The sequence below is a fragment of the Lentzea flaviverrucosa genome, assembly GCF_003350445.1.
Classification (GTDB): domain Bacteria; phylum Actinomycetota; class Actinomycetes; order Mycobacteriales; family Pseudonocardiaceae; genus Lentzea; species Lentzea californiensis.
In genome coordinates this window covers 131699-147841 of the sequence record NZ_QQAU01000008.1, presented here as the reverse complement: position 1 = coordinate 147841, position 16143 = coordinate 131699, and the positions used below count along the sequence as shown (strand labels likewise).

General features: G+C 65.0%; 16 protein-coding genes. 8 read left to right on the top strand and 8 right to left on the bottom strand.

The features are described 5' to 3' along the window. Positions 1–90: 90 nt before the first annotated feature. Together DFR72_RS24830 and DFR72_RS24825 are read right to left on the bottom strand one after the other, a co-directional pair. Positions 91–936 carry a helix-turn-helix domain-containing protein gene (locus tag DFR72_RS24830; RefSeq protein WP_090066875.1) on the bottom strand — a complete coding sequence of 282 codons (846 nt, stop codon included), beginning with the start codon at positions 934–936 and terminating at the stop codon, positions 91–93. 6 nt (positions 937–942) lie between these two features. Next, positions 943–1776 (bottom strand): helix-turn-helix domain-containing protein, encoded by an 834-nt coding sequence (locus tag DFR72_RS24825; RefSeq protein WP_090066874.1) that lies wholly within the window; start codon positions 1774–1776, stop codon positions 943–945. 112 nt (positions 1777–1888) lie between these two features. Here DFR72_RS24825 and DFR72_RS24820 point away from each other — a divergent pair, with 112 nt between their 5' ends. From DFR72_RS24820 to DFR72_RS24805, 3 genes are all read left to right on the top strand, one after another. Then, the gene (locus DFR72_RS24820; RefSeq protein WP_143086760.1) at positions 1889–2167 is read left to right on the top strand and encodes a hypothetical protein; all 279 of its coding nucleotides are present in this window, start codon (positions 1889–1891) and stop codon (positions 2165–2167) included. 587 nt (positions 2168–2754) lie between these two features. Beyond that, the gene (locus DFR72_RS24810; protein WP_170176383.1) at positions 2755–3906 is read left to right on the top strand and encodes a helix-turn-helix domain-containing protein; all 1152 of its coding nucleotides are present in this window, start codon (positions 2755–2757) and stop codon (positions 3904–3906) included. Further along, the gene (locus tag DFR72_RS24805; RefSeq protein WP_090066870.1) at positions 3894–4394 is read left to right on the top strand and encodes an NUDIX domain-containing protein; all 501 of its coding nucleotides are present in this window, start codon (positions 3894–3896) and stop codon (positions 4392–4394) included. The genes DFR72_RS24810 and DFR72_RS24805 overlap by 13 nt, the downstream gene beginning before the upstream one ends. Before the next feature lie 28 nt (positions 4395–4422). Here the strand turns inward: DFR72_RS24805 and DFR72_RS24800 are convergent, their stop codons facing one another. The 4 genes from DFR72_RS24800 to DFR72_RS24785 form a co-directional block, all read right to left on the bottom strand. Continuing rightward, positions 4423–4914, bottom strand: a complete 492-nt coding sequence (locus DFR72_RS24800; protein ID WP_090066869.1) for an NUDIX hydrolase — start codon at positions 4912–4914, stop codon at positions 4423–4425. A gap of 61 nt (positions 4915–4975) precedes the next feature. After that, positions 4976–5818 carry an endonuclease/exonuclease/phosphatase family protein gene (locus tag DFR72_RS24795; RefSeq protein WP_090066868.1) on the bottom strand — a complete coding sequence of 281 codons (843 nt, stop codon included), beginning with the start codon at positions 5816–5818 and terminating at the stop codon, positions 4976–4978. Beyond that, on the bottom strand, positions 5809–6462 hold the full coding sequence (tmk, locus tag DFR72_RS24790; RefSeq protein WP_090066867.1) for a dTMP kinase: 654 nt from the start codon (positions 6460–6462) through the stop codon (positions 5809–5811). The genes DFR72_RS24795 and tmk overlap by 10 nt, the downstream gene beginning before the upstream one ends. Beyond that, positions 6459–7517: a radical SAM protein gene (locus DFR72_RS24785; RefSeq protein WP_245983466.1), complete on the bottom strand. Its 1059-nt coding sequence runs from the start codon at positions 7515–7517 to the stop codon at positions 6459–6461. Before DFR72_RS24785 ends, tmk begins: the two co-directional genes overlap by 4 nt. A gap of 287 nt (positions 7518–7804) precedes the next feature. Between DFR72_RS24785 and DFR72_RS24780 the strand changes: the two genes are divergently transcribed. Together DFR72_RS24780 and DFR72_RS24770 are read left to right on the top strand one after the other, a co-directional pair. Continuing rightward, complete coding sequence (locus DFR72_RS24780) at positions 7805–8869, top strand: LysR family transcriptional regulator (RefSeq protein WP_090066865.1); 1065 nt, start codon at positions 7805–7807, stop codon at positions 8867–8869. Positions 8870–9334: 465 nt separating this feature from the next. Next, positions 9335–9562, top strand: a complete 228-nt coding sequence (locus DFR72_RS24770; protein WP_245983521.1) for a hypothetical protein — start codon at positions 9335–9337, stop codon at positions 9560–9562. Here DFR72_RS24770 and DFR72_RS47950 read toward each other — a convergent pair. Next, the gene (locus tag DFR72_RS47950) at positions 9468–9854 is read right to left on the bottom strand and encodes an ATP dependent DNA ligase (protein ID WP_425459917.1); all 387 of its coding nucleotides are present in this window, start codon (positions 9852–9854) and stop codon (positions 9468–9470) included. The genes DFR72_RS24770 and DFR72_RS47950 overlap by 95 nt on opposite strands. A 352-nt stretch (positions 9855–10206) precedes the next feature. On the opposite strand from DFR72_RS47950, the gene DFR72_RS24760 reads away from it, so the two are divergent. From DFR72_RS24760 to DFR72_RS24750, 3 genes are all read left to right on the top strand, one after another. Continuing rightward, positions 10207–11214: a hypothetical protein gene (locus tag DFR72_RS24760; protein ID WP_143086759.1), complete on the top strand. Its 1008-nt coding sequence runs from the start codon at positions 10207–10209 to the stop codon at positions 11212–11214. 62 nt (positions 11215–11276) lie between these two features. Beyond that, positions 11277–11672 (top strand): hypothetical protein, encoded by a 396-nt coding sequence (locus tag DFR72_RS24755; protein WP_143086758.1) that lies wholly within the window; start codon positions 11277–11279, stop codon positions 11670–11672. A 14-nt stretch (positions 11673–11686) separates the two neighbouring features. Continuing rightward, positions 11687–12136 carry an acyl-CoA-like ligand-binding transcription factor gene (locus DFR72_RS24750; protein ID WP_143086757.1) on the top strand — a complete coding sequence of 150 codons (450 nt, stop codon included), beginning with the start codon at positions 11687–11689 and terminating at the stop codon, positions 12134–12136. Positions 12137–12187: 51 nt separating this feature from the next. Here DFR72_RS24750 and DFR72_RS24745 read toward each other — a convergent pair whose 3' ends face one another. Next, a complete protein-coding gene (locus DFR72_RS24745) occupies positions 12188–16006 on the bottom strand; it encodes an FtsE family protein (RefSeq protein WP_143086756.1) in 3819 nt (1272 codons plus the stop codon). Between the last annotated feature and the right edge of the window lie 137 nt (positions 16007–16143).

The following is a 16143-nucleotide window of genomic DNA, read 5'->3' as shown; positions in this document are numbered from 1 at the left end:
TTGTTCCCACCTTCGCCCGAGGAACGTGCTTGGAGTTCATCCAAACGTGCGAAGATCCTCCAACGATTCCCATACTGCTGCGAAGTCGTGCTAAGCCACTGTCTCGACCGCTTCGGCGATGAGTTCCAGTGATTCCCCTGCCCCGAGTGCCACCTGTTCCAGGCTCTCGAACCGCTGCGCACACCGCGCCGTCAGGCCCGGTTCCTCGACGTACTCCCCCTTGATGAACGTCTCCAGGTACGCCACGTCGTTGTGCTGCCGGTGCGGGAACCCGAGCAATGTGAACGGCGACCCCATCGCCGGATACGCCCCAGCAGTCCGCGGCAACACCCGCACACTCACCGTCTCGTGCTCGCTGACCTCCATGAGGTGCAGCAACTGCGCCTTCATCAGTCGCGGTCCCCCGACCGCATGCCACAACACCGCCTCCGGGAACACCGCGTGCACCCTCAGCGGTTCCCTGCCGCCCAACCGCGAAGCCCACGCTTCGCGCACCATCGCCAGCCGAGCCGTCCGCACCGGATCCTCGGACTGCATGACCGCGTCGGTGTAGCCGGGAAGCTGGAACACCGTCGGCACCAGATCCATCGAGAAAACTCGCAGTACCGTCGCCTCGAACACCAGATTCGCAAAATCCGCCGCCGGGTCGAAGTTCACGCCGTTGTTCGCTACGCGCCCCCGCGCGCGTTCCGCGTACTGCGCTCGCAGCATCACGGCTTGCCACTCCGGGGTCGGCACCTTGTAGACGTACCCGAGCGCCATGACGTCCACGGGCGCCGACGGCTGCACCGCGTTCTCCATCATGGACAGCTTGGCGCTGCTGAAACCCACGCGCTGCCCGGCCTCGGTGAGGCTCAGCTCGCGCTCAGCGCGCCACCCGGCCAGCTGCCGACCAATAGCGCGTTCGAGCGCCGTGGCCCGGAAGTCTTTTGGCACGAGGGATCACCAGCTCTGCAACCCGTTGATGAACTCGAACGAATCCCGCTCGTTCAAGCTGACTCGGTCGAGCTGTTTCACGAGCGTCTCGTATCCCTTGACCGAGTCTCTCTGCTCGACGAACGTGCTGGAGTTCAGGGCTTCCAGCCAGACAACGGGTTCGAACTTCGGGAACTTCAGTAGTGTGAAGGCACCGGCTACTCCCGCGTGTGCACCAATTGAGGCGGGGATGACGCGGATGGTGACGTACGTCCAGTTCGCCATCAGCGTCAGGTGAAGCAGCTGTTCTTTCTGCACGGCGGGACCGCCGGCCTGGAGCCTCAGGGCGAACTCGTGGAGGTAGAAGGTGCAGCCGAGGCGCTCCCTCAGCAGCTCCCTCATCTGCCCCTGCGCGAGCAACCGCTCGTCCATCTCCTCCGGCGGGACGGCGGCTGAAGCGATCATCAACTCACGCGCGTACTCGTCCGTCCGAAGGAAGACCGGCAGCGCATGTGGCTGCCAATCGATCAGTTCCTTGGCAACTCGGATCTGCGCAACCGCTGTGGTCGGCCAATTCGGCGAACGCTCACCGTGCTGCTGCCACCACCCCAACCAGTCCTGGGCGGGGTGCAATGCGAGCAACCGGTCACGCTCAGCGGCCTTCGGCCGACACACGCTCAGCAACACCGCGAGTTCGAGTGTGGTGAGCTGAAGCTTGCCGTTCAGCACCTCCGAGATCTTGCCTTCGTCACAGCCGACCAACGCGGCAACCTGACGCGAGGTCAGACCCGAGCCCTCAACTACCGCGCGTACACCCTCTCCGAACTCACGCCCGCGAACGGTCGAGACCCTTAGTGGCATGCCTGTTTCCTTGAAGTAGTAGCGAGATTCAGTCTGAAGTGGACGACCGAAGTCCGTGGCTCTGAGGACTTGCACATGCCCGGGCTGTCGTCGCCGCCACCGTGACAGCGAGGTGGACGTCGAGGAGCATTCGGCAAGGCGCTGCCACCCGACGCCAGAACGGTCCGCTGCGGCATTTCTGGCAGTGACCGTCCTCGTCTGCGCGGTGCTCCTCGGCAAGCACTCTCAACGCCGCCACGATGCCGGGAACGTCCTGGCGCATAACGGTGAGCGCCGCACCGGCGTCGCCGTCGACCGCGACCCGGGAGACCCGCTCGAGGTGCTCGTCGAGATTCCGGCGAAGGCCTGCCAACAAGACTTGGTTGCTCATCGGTGCTCCTTCCACAACTAGCTGGCCCGGCGTTCCGACCTGGACGGCGAGTCGAGGCGACCGACTGCTTTCGGCACGATGTCCTGCGACAAGGCCAAAGCGGTGGCAGAGCGGAACTCCCGAAGCCCTTGGTCTGCGGCGTTGACCTCCTTGCAGTCCAGGGCCGAAGTGACGACCACCGCCGCACGTGCGAGCACCGATGCCTGCGCGTGGGTCAGCCTTACAACCACGCGAACAGTTCCTTCTCGTTCCGCCATGTGCGTACCTCCACTCGCCGACGAGGCGACGCCACGGTCAGCCGGGGAAACCGCCGTGGCGCGCCCCGCTCGCCGACTCCGGATGTGAAACCGGTGAGCGAGATCGACTAAACGACGTGAGCGTCAACTCCGACCACGTCGCAGACGCCGCGCAGATGACACACATGTGCCACACACAGGTCACTGACCAGCGGAAATGACACGTTGACCCGATCGAGTGAAAGCAGAAATTCCGGATCCAGAATCGCCGTCCGCCGAATCTCGCGCGATACGCTCGCGAGGATCTGCCGACATTCTCCGGGGGCATCAATGGCCAGGTGGCGAAGTGCATTCGCGCTGCACCGCGAGGCCATGGGGTACACCCAGGAGAAGCTCGCAAAGCACCTCGGGGTCGACCGGGTCACGGTTGGCCGGTGGGACCGCTTGGAAAACCCACCGGACCCGGCCATCCAACCCCGGCTGGCCACCGCCCTGAAAGTCACCCCCGCAGAACTGATCGAACTCCTTCACCCAGGCCAGAAGGGACCGTCGACCCCTGCGGTCCCGCAGAGGACCGGCTCGTCAGGGCACGACGTCGTGCAGCGTATCCAGGGCGCTGCCTTGGCATTTCAAGAGACGGACAGGCGACTCGGCGGAGGCGTACTGCTCCCGTCCGTCGAGCTCTACCTGAGCCAGGAGATAGCGCCACGTCTGCTCGACGCACATGGCGGCACCTCGGCGGCGGGGATCTTCTCGGCCGCGGCGTCCATGACGGAGATAGCCGGCTGGATGACGCACGACGGTGGGCAGAACCAGCGCGCTCGCGCGTACTTCGAACGTGCTTTCCGTTTGGCCGTGGCTGCCGAGAACAACGCGCTCGCAGGCAATTCCTGCGCGTCCATGTCGCATCTCGCCATCGAGTTGGGACAGCACTCCGACGCCCTGCGGATCGCCACCACCGGAATCGCCAAGTCGAGCCAGGCCGACGGCACTCTCCGCCTCACCGCGCGTCTGCACACCATGCGCGCGAGGGCGCTCGCTCTCGTCGGCGAGCACCAAGCCTGCGCGCTGTCGCTCGACCAGGCGGAGTCGCTGCTCGGCCAGGCCACGAGCGAGAAACCAGCCGATTGGATCGCCAACTTCGACGAGGCGTCCCTCGCCAGCGAAGCAGCCCAATGTTTCCTCGACCTGGCCGAGTACGCCGAGGCCGAACAGCGCGCGGCTGCCGCGATCCGACTCCGCTCCGGTGACCGCGTCCGCAGCCGGGCATTCGGCCAGATCACGATGGCGAACATCCTGATCGGCGCCGGACGGCTGGACGAGGCCGCCGCGTTCGGCAACGAGGTGTGCAAGGCGACGGCCTCGCTCAGCTCGACCCGTGTCCTTGATCAGCTCAACGACCTGGGGCGTACCTTGGCGTCGGCACGCAGCGTTCCCGAGGTGGCGCACTTCCTCGCCACTCTGGGCGCGCTGAGCCACGTATCCGACGCCCAGGAAGGTCAAACTGCGACGTGGCCGGTCTGACGGACGACGACGCCCGGTTCGCCTATCTCGCCGAAGGCAACGCAAAACAAGCTCGCAAGCGCGTCGCCGCCGACGTGCTCCTCCGGGACCAGCGCGGGCACGTCGTGCTGGTGAACCCGACCTACAAGGAGGATTGGGACCTGCCCGGCGGCATGGCCGAGAACAACGAGGCTCCACGCGCCGCTGCAGTTCGTGAGGTCGGCGAAGAGCTGGGTCTCTCCATCGAACCAGGTCGTGTGCTCGTGGTCGACTGGATCGGGCCGCACGGCCCGTGGGACGACCAGCTGCTCTTCATCTTCGACGGTGGCGTCCTGTCGGACGAGGACGTGCAGCAACTCGCTCCGCGCGACCCGGAGATCAGCGAAGTTACTGTGGTGTCGCCTGATCAGGCCCGCCAGTTGCTCCGCGCCGACATGGCGCGTCGGCTGGAACGTGCACTCCAAGCGCTCGAACACAGCTCCACCGACTATGCGGAAAGTCCTCGGTGAAGCATTCACCCCGCAGCCGGCAACGTGGTCAGTCGACCAGGTTCAGCGGCGTGGTACCCAGCTTGCCTTCGAGGAGTTCGTCGAGGAGACCGGGTAGCTGAGCGGGAAGCAGTTTGTCGGCGCACTGGCGCAGTTCGGCTGCTGACCACCAGCGTCGTTCGATCAGTCCGGCTTTCTCGTTCTCAGTGGGCTTGAGTGCCACCTTGGGCGCGGTGTCGGTGATGCGGCCGAGGAACACGTGGTCTTCGCGGTGGTGATCGCGACCCTTGTAGTGGAAGCGGGACTCGCGGATCCACAGCTTGTGTCCCAGCGACGGGATGACGATTCCCGTCTCCTCCGCCACCTCGCGCAGAGCGGCGTCCTCCGGCTTCTCGCCCTCGTCGAGGCCGCCGCCGGGCAGCTCCCACCAGTGGTGGCCGCGGTCGTGCGGATCGCAGGCGTGAATGAGCAGCACGCGGTCGTGAGCATCGAGCAGCAGCACCCGAGCGCCTACGCGTGGGGTGGTGGCGGTGGTGGACATCCGGCGGGGGTTCCTCGCGGTCGGCTGACTGGGCGGCAGCCTGCGCGGGTGGTGCCGGAGTTCAGAACAGAGTTGGCTCCGGCTCGTTGAGCGCGTCGACCGCCATTGCGGGGTCAGACGTTAGCAGCGTCCGCTTTGCGCAAAGCGACACCCGGACGGCGAGTCCCGAGTGATCGGTCAGACGAGAACCATCTGCGGAGGCCTCTCTGGTCTCATGCACATACTCGCAGCTCAGGAGCCGTTCGGCGACCGTCGGCGAAGCGTGGGCGTGGTCATATCGGTAGCCCAGCTCTGGACGACGTGCCCAGCTGTGTTCGACCCGATCGGGGTGCAGATTCCTGAACAAGTCCGTCAGGCGATGCCGTTCTGTCAGCGCCTCGTAGAAGGCGTACTCGAACTGCGCGAACTGGCCGCGGTGGGCTGGTTGATGGCCTGGTTCGAGCACGTTCAGGTCGCCCAACAACAGGAGCGGCGTGTCAGATGCCGTCGCGTCCAACGCGGCGTGAAACCGCTCGATCCACGTCTTCTTGCGTTCGGTCTTCTCCCACGTGGCATCTCGAGACGGCACATAAGCACCGACGACACGCAGTGGGCCGTCGTCGGTGTCGACGACGATTCCGGCGGCCCGCGCAGGCAGGTAGTCGAGGGCAGTCCCGAGGACGTCCACCTCCGTGGCGAGCTTGCTGACGATCATCACGCCGAGCTCGCCCTTGGAGTGTTCCGGGAACGTGACCGAGTACCCCGCCGACGAGAACGCCTCGGCCAGGAGTTCGCTGCCGGCCGTGGCTTTGGTCTCGGTCAGCACCAGGACTTCCTCGGGTCGAGCCGCAAGCCACCGGAGTTGGCGTTGTGCACGGTCCACAGACGGCGCTCCGACGTTGACGGTCAGCAGACTCAGCGGCATACCGCGATCTTCTCCTCGATCACTCGGTGGATCAGCGACACGATCCTTGCAGCGATCGTGGTCGCTTCGTCGGTGGTGCAGTCCAGCGTTTCGACCAACCAGCCCTTGCTCTGCAGGTCTACGACGGCGTGGACGTAGAGCCCGGACTCCATGTCGCTGTTGTCCTCGGCCCGCTCGAAGCGGCTGTGCCCGCCGCGCGTGCGCAGCCGGTGGTCGATCACGGCCGGGTCGCCGTTGAGGATGATCGAGAGGTCCGGGCGGTAGACGCCGTGGTTGAGCTGCCACACCATCTCGGCGGACAGGCCGTCAAGTCCCTGAAGCACGAGCGACGAGGCGACATAGCGGTCGCAGACGACCACGTGGCCTTCGCGGAGCGCGGGCTTGATCTCGGCGTCGAGCTGGTGGTGCCGGTCGGCGGCGCACAGGCACGCCAAGGCCATTCCCCGGTAGGTGTCGGTGCCGTGCCGAGCCAGCTCACCCAATGGCGCGCGAGACGGCTGCGCTGTCACGTGCACCGGTATGCCAGCCTCGATCAACATGTCGGCCACCAGTTTCGCGGCGGTGGACTTCCCGACACCACCGGGACCGTCCAGAGTGATCAGCGTTCCCAGGAGACGCCGCGGCTCGTCGAAGACGGTGGTCATACCGGCATCAATGGCAGCAGCCGGCGCTCCCCTGCGGTGTGGTCGGAGGTGATCGGGCACTGCTCGGCATCCACGTCGCCGATCCGGCCGCCGGAGGCGACCACGGCTGCCGGGCAGCCCTTGCCGCATTCGGAGCTCATCGCGCACGACGCGCAGGTGTTGTTGGTGCCGACCTGATGGCGGTCGTGGAACCGGTAGCCGTCCAGGCGTTGTGCGATGTCTGCGTCGGTGAGGATGTTCCCGACGATGAACTCCGTGTCGGTGTGCTGAGAGGCTGGAGTTCTCGCGGCGAACACCAGGTACGGGCACACGGTGACGTCACCGGGCGTGAACACGTAGATGATCGTTCCTGCTTCACAGCCCGACAGCGGCTTCCCAGCGATGTTCGGGAAGCGGATGTGCGCGATGTCGAGTTCCGTACTGTCGAAAGGTTCGGTCAAGGCTTGGATCTGCTGCATGTGCAGGTTTGTCTTCGCGAGCCTGCCCTGCGACTTGACGCCGCGCCCCATACTGCCCAGCGGGTTGAGCAGTACGTAACGCGCTCCGTGGCTGCGGGCGAACTCGCACAGCTCGACGTATTCCTCGTTCTGCGCCAACGAGTTCGGGGTGCACAACAAGCCCTGCAGAATTCCTGCGGCGCCAAGTTTCTGCACGGTCTGAACGGTGACGTCGAAGCTGGAGCGGTCACCGCGGAACTTGCCGTGGGAGTCTGCGGCGAAGCCGTCGAGCGAGACGTTGCAGTGCACTCCGAGACGCGTGAGCTCGGCGATCTGCTCGTCGCTCAGGACGGTCGCGTTCGTGCACACTCCGACGTCCATGCCGGCCGCACGAAACTCCCGCACGATCGCCATGAAATCGGGATGGATCGTGGGCTCTCCGCCGGTCAGCGTGACCCGCCTGACCCGCGCCTCACTCAGTTGCGGAATCACCCTGTCCACGATGTCAGCCAGACGCATCTGCTTGCCGACACGGGTTGCCGACACGAAACAGTGCGCGCAGCGCAGGTTGCAGTCCTCGTTGATCTGGACAAGAGCTTTGCGATATGGACTGTCCATCGTGGTCCGGAAGTAGCAGGTCGTGGCGAACGCCTCTCCGGCGATGCTCCGAGCACCAGTCATCGTCAATCTCCCCCATCTACGGCCGCGGTTGCCCGTTGCCATCGGTGATCGAGTGCCAGGTCAGGCCTCCGGATAGATGTTCGGAAGAACAGTAGCGCGGCTTTAGATGTCCGAGTGGACATCTTTGGGACATTACGAGTACAACTGCGATCAGCGACAACTCGATTGTCTGCACGGACAACAAGCACTTGAGATGCGGTCCAGCAGCCAATAGGAACCAGGAGATGACAGTGCCGGACATAGCGGACGAGGTCGACGCGGAGGAGCTGCTTGCGACCCTGTTGGGTTGCCCGCCGGAAATGCTCGACGTCAGCCTGGACCAGCTCCGCACACTCGCCGTCGTCTACACCACCGGCACGGCGCAACGCGCGGCTCGCGCCCTGGGCCGCGAGCAGTCCAGCGTGCAGAAGCAGCTCGATAACCTCAACCGCACCGCGACCCGCCTCGTCGGCGAAGCACTGGTCCTGAAACAGGGCCGCGGCAAGGACTTCCTCTTCACCCCGTCCGGCGAGGAAGTGGTCGAGCTGGCGATCCAGACCCTGGCGTCGTGGACCGACAGCCTGCACCGCAGCCGCAGGCGACTCGGCTCCACCGTCACCTTCGGCACCACCGAGTTCACCGTCGAGTTCCTCGGCGCCGTGTGGCCGACGTTGCGCGAGGACTTCGAGCGCCGCGACATCCGCCTCAACATCGAGCACGTCCGCACTCGCGACCTGTGGCGCAAACTCGACGCCAAAAAGGTCGACATGGTGTGCGGCAGCTTCGCAGCGCAAGTCGGCGGTCCACCCGAACTCGACTACGACTTCCTGGAGTGGCATCGCGAACGGGTCGCGCTGCTCACCAACCTCACGACCCGCGAGCTACCCGACACACCGGTAACCGCCGCAAAGCTGCCGGCGCTACCGCTCCTCGCGCCGACCGCCGGCCTGCTCGCCCAGTTCCTCGGCCGCTGGTACGGACCCGACTACCGCGGCAAGCTGAACATCATCGCCGACATCGACTCGCTCAACTACGGACTCAACCTGCTCGACGCCGAACTGACCCACGGCTGCATGCTCACCACTGAGCGGGTCGCCGACGCGGTCCTCGAAGGACGATTGCCAGGTCGAGGCCTGCGCAAGATCGATCTCGCCGAGGATTACGCTCCCGCGCTCGAGATCGTCACCGGCATCTTCGCCCGTAAAGGCGAGCGAGTCCGCTACGCCACAGACCATCCGCTCAACCTGTTGTGGACGGCGTTCGCGGCAGCAAGCCCGACAAGGTCGGTCCCGGTAACCCTTCCGGGTTGAGTTCGACCGCCGCACGCATCCAATCGAACATACGTGCGACGACAGTGATAGGTTCCCGACTCATGGATCGGCAGCTTCTTGAACCGTCCCAAATGGACGGCCATCTCACCTACAGGTTCGACTCGGCCGCGCGCTCGGTAGCTCTCTTGCCCGCACGCTGCAAGCTTGGTCGCCACACCCTCGGCCACTCCCAGTTCCGAGCGGTCGTGCACGACGGTGAGGCTCACATCAGCTGCCTGGCCTGCGCCACCGACGGTGCCGATCACTTCTGGCGCTTGGCCTCCACGTCGCCTGCCCCTGCCAGCGCGGAGCTTTCCGACGAGCGCTACGACGAACTCGCCCTCCGCCGCACGCAGATGGCGTTGTCCCAGGCAGGACTCCATGGGGCTTAACAGTCCTTTCACCACCGGGGAGGGTGACGACGTCCACGGTCGGCGACCCGTACTCACGAGCGTTGGTGTCAGCTTGGACAGGTTGTTCGCCCGCCCACCCGGCGCCTCAAGACACGTCATCGCGACCGGACTCGACCTGACCGGCGAGGTGCGAGGTCGGTTGCACGGACGCTTTCCCAGCGTCGAGGGCGACTGGCTCGGGGTGGTCAACTACGAGATCGGCTATGCCGACGGCCGCCGCGAAAAGTTGTACTTAGTCGATCAGCTCGTGCCATTCCACATGCTGCGTAAGCGCGGCTAGGCAAAGCGCGCGTCCCTCGTAAGCCTTCGGGCAGCACCACGCTGAGAGGGTCTAGGTCAGGACGCATCCCGCGCCACGCCGGGTGCCGCAACCGACCGTCGAAGGTCCATTGACGGAGCTCCGCTTCGCCCACCAGCCTCGGTTCGACCCAGCGGGCATCACGAGCGTTCTCGCGCGACACCTCCAGGTCGAACGGGCTGGTGGGCCCATCGTCGGATCTGACAGCGTTCTCACATTCTCCGCTCAACAAGACTTGGCTTACTGGCAGATGCAGATGGAAACCGAAGACCATCAGAGACCTTGCCCTTGACAGGTCGGACGCAATCAACGACCCGTCCTGACAAACAAGACGACGTTGACGGTAACGCCGGCCTTCGCGAAGTCCGCTGTCAAACGAATTCATGTTGTTCTTAAAGCAGCAGTCCGACTCGAACCTCATGGGCACGCTCAGGACTGATCGACCACGCGCTCGTACGAGGTAACGCTCTCGAATCCCGCACCGAAGTCTCAGTAGTACATGTGAGTCTGGAGGCGAGAGTTTGCGAAGGCGTGTCGGCAGGCTCGGCTGCCTGATCCTGGCGGTGCTGATCGCGGCGGGGTGCGCCGGTGCACCTCCGAACGGACCTGAAGGTGACTCTGTCGACGTGGGAGTGCCCGAGGACGGTTGGGGGCCACCGCGACAGTTGTTCAGCGGAGAAGCCCGTCCGACGGCAGCAGTGTTCAACTCGGTCACTGATAACACGCTCGGCGACGAACGGTTCTTCCTGCGCCTGCGCGGTGTCGGCGCGAAGAAGTGGGTGTCCGCAGGCTCTCTGCCGGTTGAGGTGGGTAGTCGGTATGAAGGGACGATCCGCTTTCGCAATGACAACGCGGATCGAGCTGCTGGACTGAGCCGTCAGACACGAGTGTCGATGATGCTGCCCGCGGTTGTCGACGGACGGGCACATGCCACGGCTACCGTGAGCTCGGGCTCCGCTGATCCGCCTGAGGTGTGGAGGTGGCTGGTGCTCGCCTCGTCCGGTTCGGCCGTGCTGATACGAGTTGTCCCGAACTCGGCCAGCCTGCACACCACCCGGATTCCGGCAGGGGTGTCGTTGCCTGTCGGGGAGCTGTTCTCCGAGTCAGGCGCTCTTGTCGGATGTGACGGTCCGACCGGTGACGTCACCGGCGAGGACGACTGCCGGGGCGAGGTGCGTTTCCAGTTCGCTGTTGACCAACCCGACTTTGCAGTCTCCCAACTAGCCGCTGCTCGCGGCACCACTCAGTACACAAACGCGCGTCGCATGACGACGGACGGCGAGCTGGACGTCAAGGTGAAGTACAAGAACACCGGCACCATCCAACAGGACGATGTCGTGATTAAGTACGCGCTACCGACCGAGCTGACGTACATCCCTGGCACGACGACGGTGGCGAATTCCGCCACGGACGGCAAGTGGCAGAAAATCGATGACAACGCAGTAGTGGAACGCGGCATCAATCTCGGCAGCTACGCGCCTGATGGCGTTTCCTACGTACGGCTGTCCGTGCGGGTGAGCGGACAGGCACAGCTGCGATGCGGCGTGAACCGAGCAGTCGGCGTGGCCACTGCCGAGACTCGGAACAGCAGCAAGTCGCAGAAGTCGACCATCGAGATCGAGCGTACGTGCTGAGGAGTCGCGAGCATTCCCCTTGGTATGACGTCTACGTCGCGACGTTGAGCGTCCTAGTGGCTTTGATCGCGCTCGCCGCCGGGATCTACGTCCCGCTCAAGATCGACAACGACGCGCAGGGCCGTGAGCGAACCCGTTCCTGCCTGGAAGCCGTCATCGACCTTCGGGGAACGATGGGGAAGTTGAAGACCGGCTACGCAACAGCGTCAGATTCCCTCCAAGACCGGTTGGCAGACTGGGACAGCGCGATCAACGCTTTCGAACGAACACGCGTCACCTGCCGGAACTCACAACTTCCGAAACCTCGCAAGGCACAGTCAGCCGAAGCTCTCAGCGAGCAGGTCCACACAGGACGTGAGCGCGCCCTCACTGAATCTCGAGACCTCAGTTCGGCGACCGACACTCTGGACTGGACGATCGACTGCATCAAAAATCTCACCGCCTACTCCTCGGACTGAGGCGGTGAGATGGCTTGAGGGCCCCTCCGGCACAACAAATCGGTTCTGCTGCACGGATTGGTGACGTCCTCTACGACCCGCTCGATCCACTGCTCATCGGGGCCTTCGTCCGGCAGCCCGCACACCTCTCGCCCATCGGCGCCGTGCGGTCGGCGATGCAGGAGATCCTCGCCCCACTCCCGCCGGACGCCACCGCCCAGGAGGGCGAGCGTCAGCGCCTGCTCACCTCGATCCCCGAACTCCGGGCAGCTCTCTTCGACAGGCCGGAAGAGAGCATCGTCCTCCTCGCAGCGGCGACCGCGGAACGTTCTGGCCGCTCCCCCGACGACCGCGAGGTCCGCGTCTGGTCCGGCGCCATCCTGGGCACGGTCGTCGCGGTCTACTCGGCAGCGGACCCGGACACGAACATCTCAGCCCGTTTGGAACGAGCGCTCGCGATCCTCGAGGCCACACGCCAGCAGTGACTGCCCAGTCGGTGCAAGCCGGGCTTCGACAACAGCACTGCTGTGATCACCTCACTCCAGCAAGCGCGCAGCGATAGCCGGGTCGAGATCCCACTGCAGGCAGATCATCACCAGTATGTCCAACGTGGTCGAATCCTCTGTCGGGATGCCTGCCGCGCCCTGGGCGATGCCTACAGCAAGGGCAGCTTCCTCGGTACCGTCTTCCAAGCCGTCGTTGATCTCCCTCTCGACCCGCTGCGCCGTAGACGCCAGATACTGAGAGATTCTGGCCGTCACCGCGTCGGCCGGACGCAGTGCGCCTATCGCTCGTAGCGCCTGCTCGTAGCGCTCGATCTCCGGCTGAACGAACGCTACGTGTCGACTATCGAGCTCCCTGCTGACGGAGAGCACTGCGAGCCCGGACAGGACCTGAAGAGCCCGGTGCGCTTCAATGGCTGCGTCCGTGAGCGGCGTGGGGTGCAAGGCTGGCCAACCATCGCTCCAGATCGACCTCGGACTCGGATGCAGCGTGCGCGCGATCAGCTCCTTGCCCAGCGAAGGAATGACTCTTCCCTGATAGGTGGGAACTATCAGAATCGGAGGCCGCCACCCTTCCGACGCCGGGTCGTAACTCAGCAGCCCTGCGAGAGCGTCACTGATTCGGTTCCACTGCGTGACATCGTCCACTTCAGCCAGCACTGACATCTCCGTAGGTGGCCAGTTGACCGCGACGGGATGCTCGGGCTCGCGGATGACTACCCTGACGGAGTGGCCGGCAGCCCGCGCTGCGTCGACGAACTCGCCACGCCGCCGCACATCACGCCCCCAAGCCATCGCGCGCGCGGTGTCAGCAACTCGCCTGAGCACCTCTCTCCTGTTGCCCGCACGAGCAGCTTGACGGATGTCCTGGCGAGTGAGCTCTCCCCACGCCAACTCCGCGAGGACGGCGTGGAGATCGCCAAGCAGCTCGTCGAGCCGATCGAGGTCGTCTGGCGAGGCCTGGCCTGTCAGACTCCACTGCTCGACATCGCGCACTTCCCTTACGTACCTGCGCAGGTTGTCGCCCACATCGCCAGCCAGCGCGGATGTCTGCGACGGCGTGTCCAGTCGCGCTGCAAGCTTGTCGGCAATGCTGTCGATCAAGGAGTGCAGACTGTCTGCCTTGCTTGCCTCCGCCGGGCCGTTGCGGCTGGCGAACAGCTCCGTCCGCTTCAGCGGCAACGTGAGCTCCGCGGCACGTTGCAAGAGTGATGTCCGCTGGGCAAGCAGGCTCTGTTCATCGTTGGCTCGCCTACGATCGGCACACCACGTATTCGCCAGGTGGCTCAGGTACAGGGTGGCATCCCGCACGAGTTCCCGCGCAACGTGCACCCGCACGGTCGGATCCATGACGCCCATTGCCGATGCCGCGACCTGTGACCGCATCCGGTTCCAGGCCACCGCCGCCGGTGGGTGGTCGTTGGACCGCCCCGGTGTGAACGCCGCCAGATCGAAATCCCCAACGCGCATCGGCAAACCACCGGGCCACAACGTTCGCACGTCGGCGCGGTCGCATTCGGGCAGGCATCTGAGCAGCGTCCTAGCGAAGTTCCGCGTCTTGGTCACGACCTGCGGCTGCACCGCATCGGAAATGTGGAGCAGCCGAGCGAAGGCCGTTGGCACACCGTCGTCTTCGACGATCGACGCTTCGGTCAACCAGAGTTCCTCGCTGCGCAGGCGATCAAGAACAGCTCTTCCGCCGAACAAGGACGTCGCCAGGTGGCGGGCGAACTCGGGCGATACCAGCCGGGCAGTGCTCAGAACCTCCCCGACCACGTCGCCGGTGAAGGTCTCCACGAGTCTCGGAAGCGGAGAGCCCGGCAACGCATCCGACAGGGCGTCGATGATGTTCACGCTCGTTCCCGCCATCACGGCGAGGCATTGCTGCAGATCGGCTGCGTCCGCGCACTCGGTGATGAATTGGGCTGCAGCGTGTGGTCCTAGTGCGCTGAGCAGAAGGTCTCGCAGCGAGGAAGCGTTCCAGCCGGCGGCGGGCACGATGTCGGAGATGACGTCCACGACCTCAGACCTCATGAATGAGGGCAGGTCGGATTCGAGCATCGCCAACTGCAGGGTCACCACACGTCGGGCGGGCGCCACGCCATGACGCTCGAAGGTTCCCACCCACTCCTGGGCCTGCCGGTGAAAGTCGACCAGCCGAAGAGCTTGCAGCGCAGCAATAAAAGCCGCACAGCTCCTACGCCTCGCCAATTCAGCAGTGAGACGGGCGACCGCGCTCGAATCCAGGTTCGGCTGCTCGATGAGCCCGTTGGCCACGAAGGGCTGGAGCTGGTGATCGTCCAGAAGCGACAGCAAGCTCTCCACGGTCTCCGTCAGCAACGGTGGAGGCATCGCATGCACCGCCTCTGCCAGTGCCACAGATCGCAGCTGATGCAGTCCGGTCACGACATTTCCACGCGAGTGGAGCAGGTGCTCTTCGTTCAAACGCGCCAGAGCAACCCGGAAGTCCGAGTCGTCCGCGCCGACCTCGTCTTGCACCGCACGCATGGGAAGCTCAGCACCCCAGCGGTGAGCGACAGCGACCAGGGCGATGATCTTGAGTTCGAGGTCGCGGCTCTCCACGACACGGCGGCGCACTTGCTCGGTGACGACCTCGCTCAACCTCCGACCGCGGGTCAGCAAGTGGGTGAACTCCAACGTCAGGCCGCGCGAGTTCTCATAGGCGTCACGCCAATGTGGGGCCACCTCGACCCCAGCCGTCGTGAGTCCTTTGTAGATCTGCTCCGCGACCACTTCGTCGAGTCCCACCGGAACGGTGGAACAAGCGGCCAGGTTCCGCAACAACAACGTGTCTTCCGTGCGCGCAGACCCGAGGAGAACGACTCCGGGAACTGAGGCGAGTTGTCGTTGCAGGTCGTCCCACCCGGCGGTCGCGCCGAGACCGACCGCGTCGACCACGAACCCGACGGGTGACCTGCCGGTCGGCCGCATGGCTTTGGCGAGCCGCACGATCGAGGACACGTCGTCGTCCCGGAGCCGGCGAACCCGAAACCAGAGCACGTGTCTGGTCACGTAGGCGGCGGCCCACATGACGGTCGACTTGCCGGCCCCCGACGGACCGGTGACAAGAACCGCTTCGCCTCTGAGGATCGTCTCAACGACCTCGCCGGTGACTTCGGGGCGCGGGGCCGGCAGTCCTGCGGCGATGTGCCCCGGCTGCACGTCGATGCCTTCGTAGAAGGCAGGGGTGACAAGTGGTTGATCGAAGTCGACCAGCTCGACCGCACCCGTCCGCAGCGCTTCCTCGAGCGCCTCCCGGTCCACCAGCGACGCAGCCTCGGCGGTGATTCGCTCGATTGCCGTCCTGTCCAGACCAGCTCGGCTTTCCCATCCGGCCACGGCGTTCTCGTCGACGCACTCGGCAACCGCATCACGCAGCACCAGAACGCCCTGCTCGGCGGCAGAAGGCAACAGGTCGTACCGCGCGGCCACGGCATCGCGTGTCTCCACAGCAGCTGTCCGCCAAGGCAGGACAAAGATGCTCAGCGCCGACAGCATCTGATCGATCTCGGCAGGCTCGAGCCCGTTCTCCTGAGCGAGTTCCCGCACCGCGATCCGCAACCGGTGATCAATCGGCAGATCGCCGAGAACCTGCCCCCATTCGCGGAAGACCTCGCCTGCCACAGGCCGCTCGACCACGAGCACCGGCTGACCGCGCTGACCAGATCGCTCACGGCTCACGTGAAGTTCGAACAGCTCCAGGAGAAACCGGGCCGCTTGCCTCGCGGTGAAGTCTCCCTTGTGCTCCTGACGGGACTTCACCTGTACGTGGCAGGCGTCAGCACCTTCAACTGACAGGTCTTCCAGACTTTCGGGAACGACTTGGCTCACAGCGAGACGTCCCGCGAGAACCTGCGCGCACAGCCAAGCACCGACCACGTCTTGGTAGTGATAGCCGCGTGCGGACCTCGCCCCAGACCTCGAGTCACTCCAGAGCTGCCCCGCCGTAGGGCCCTCCGCCACATCCG

Coding starts and splice junctions, on each gene's coding strand:
- DFR72_RS24825 (WP_090066874.1), bottom strand. CDS start 1,776: ATGCCACTAAGGGTCTCGACCGTTCGCGGGCGTGAGTTCGGAGAGGGT.
- DFR72_RS24810 (WP_170176383.1), top strand. CDS start 2,755: ATGGGGTACACCCAGGAGAAGCTCGCAAAGCACCTCGGGGTCGACCGG.
- DFR72_RS24800 (WP_090066869.1), bottom strand. CDS start 4,914: ATGTCCACCACCGCCACCACCCCACGCGTAGGCGCTCGGGTGCTGCTG.
- DFR72_RS24795 (WP_090066868.1), bottom strand. CDS start 5,818: ATGCCGCTGAGTCTGCTGACCGTCAACGTCGGAGCGCCGTCTGTGGAC.
- tmk (WP_090066867.1), bottom strand. CDS start 6,462: ATGACCACCGTCTTCGACGAGCCGCGGCGTCTCCTGGGAACGCTGATC.
- DFR72_RS24785 (WP_245983466.1), bottom strand. CDS start 7,517: ATGGACAGTCCATATCGCAAAGCTCTTGTCCAGATCAACGAGGACTGC.
- DFR72_RS24780 (WP_090066865.1), top strand. CDS start 7,805: ATGACAGTGCCGGACATAGCGGACGAGGTCGACGCGGAGGAGCTGCTT.
- DFR72_RS47950 (WP_425459917.1), bottom strand. CDS start 9,854: ATGGTCTTCGGTTTCCATCTGCATCTGCCAGTAAGCCAAGTCTTGTTG.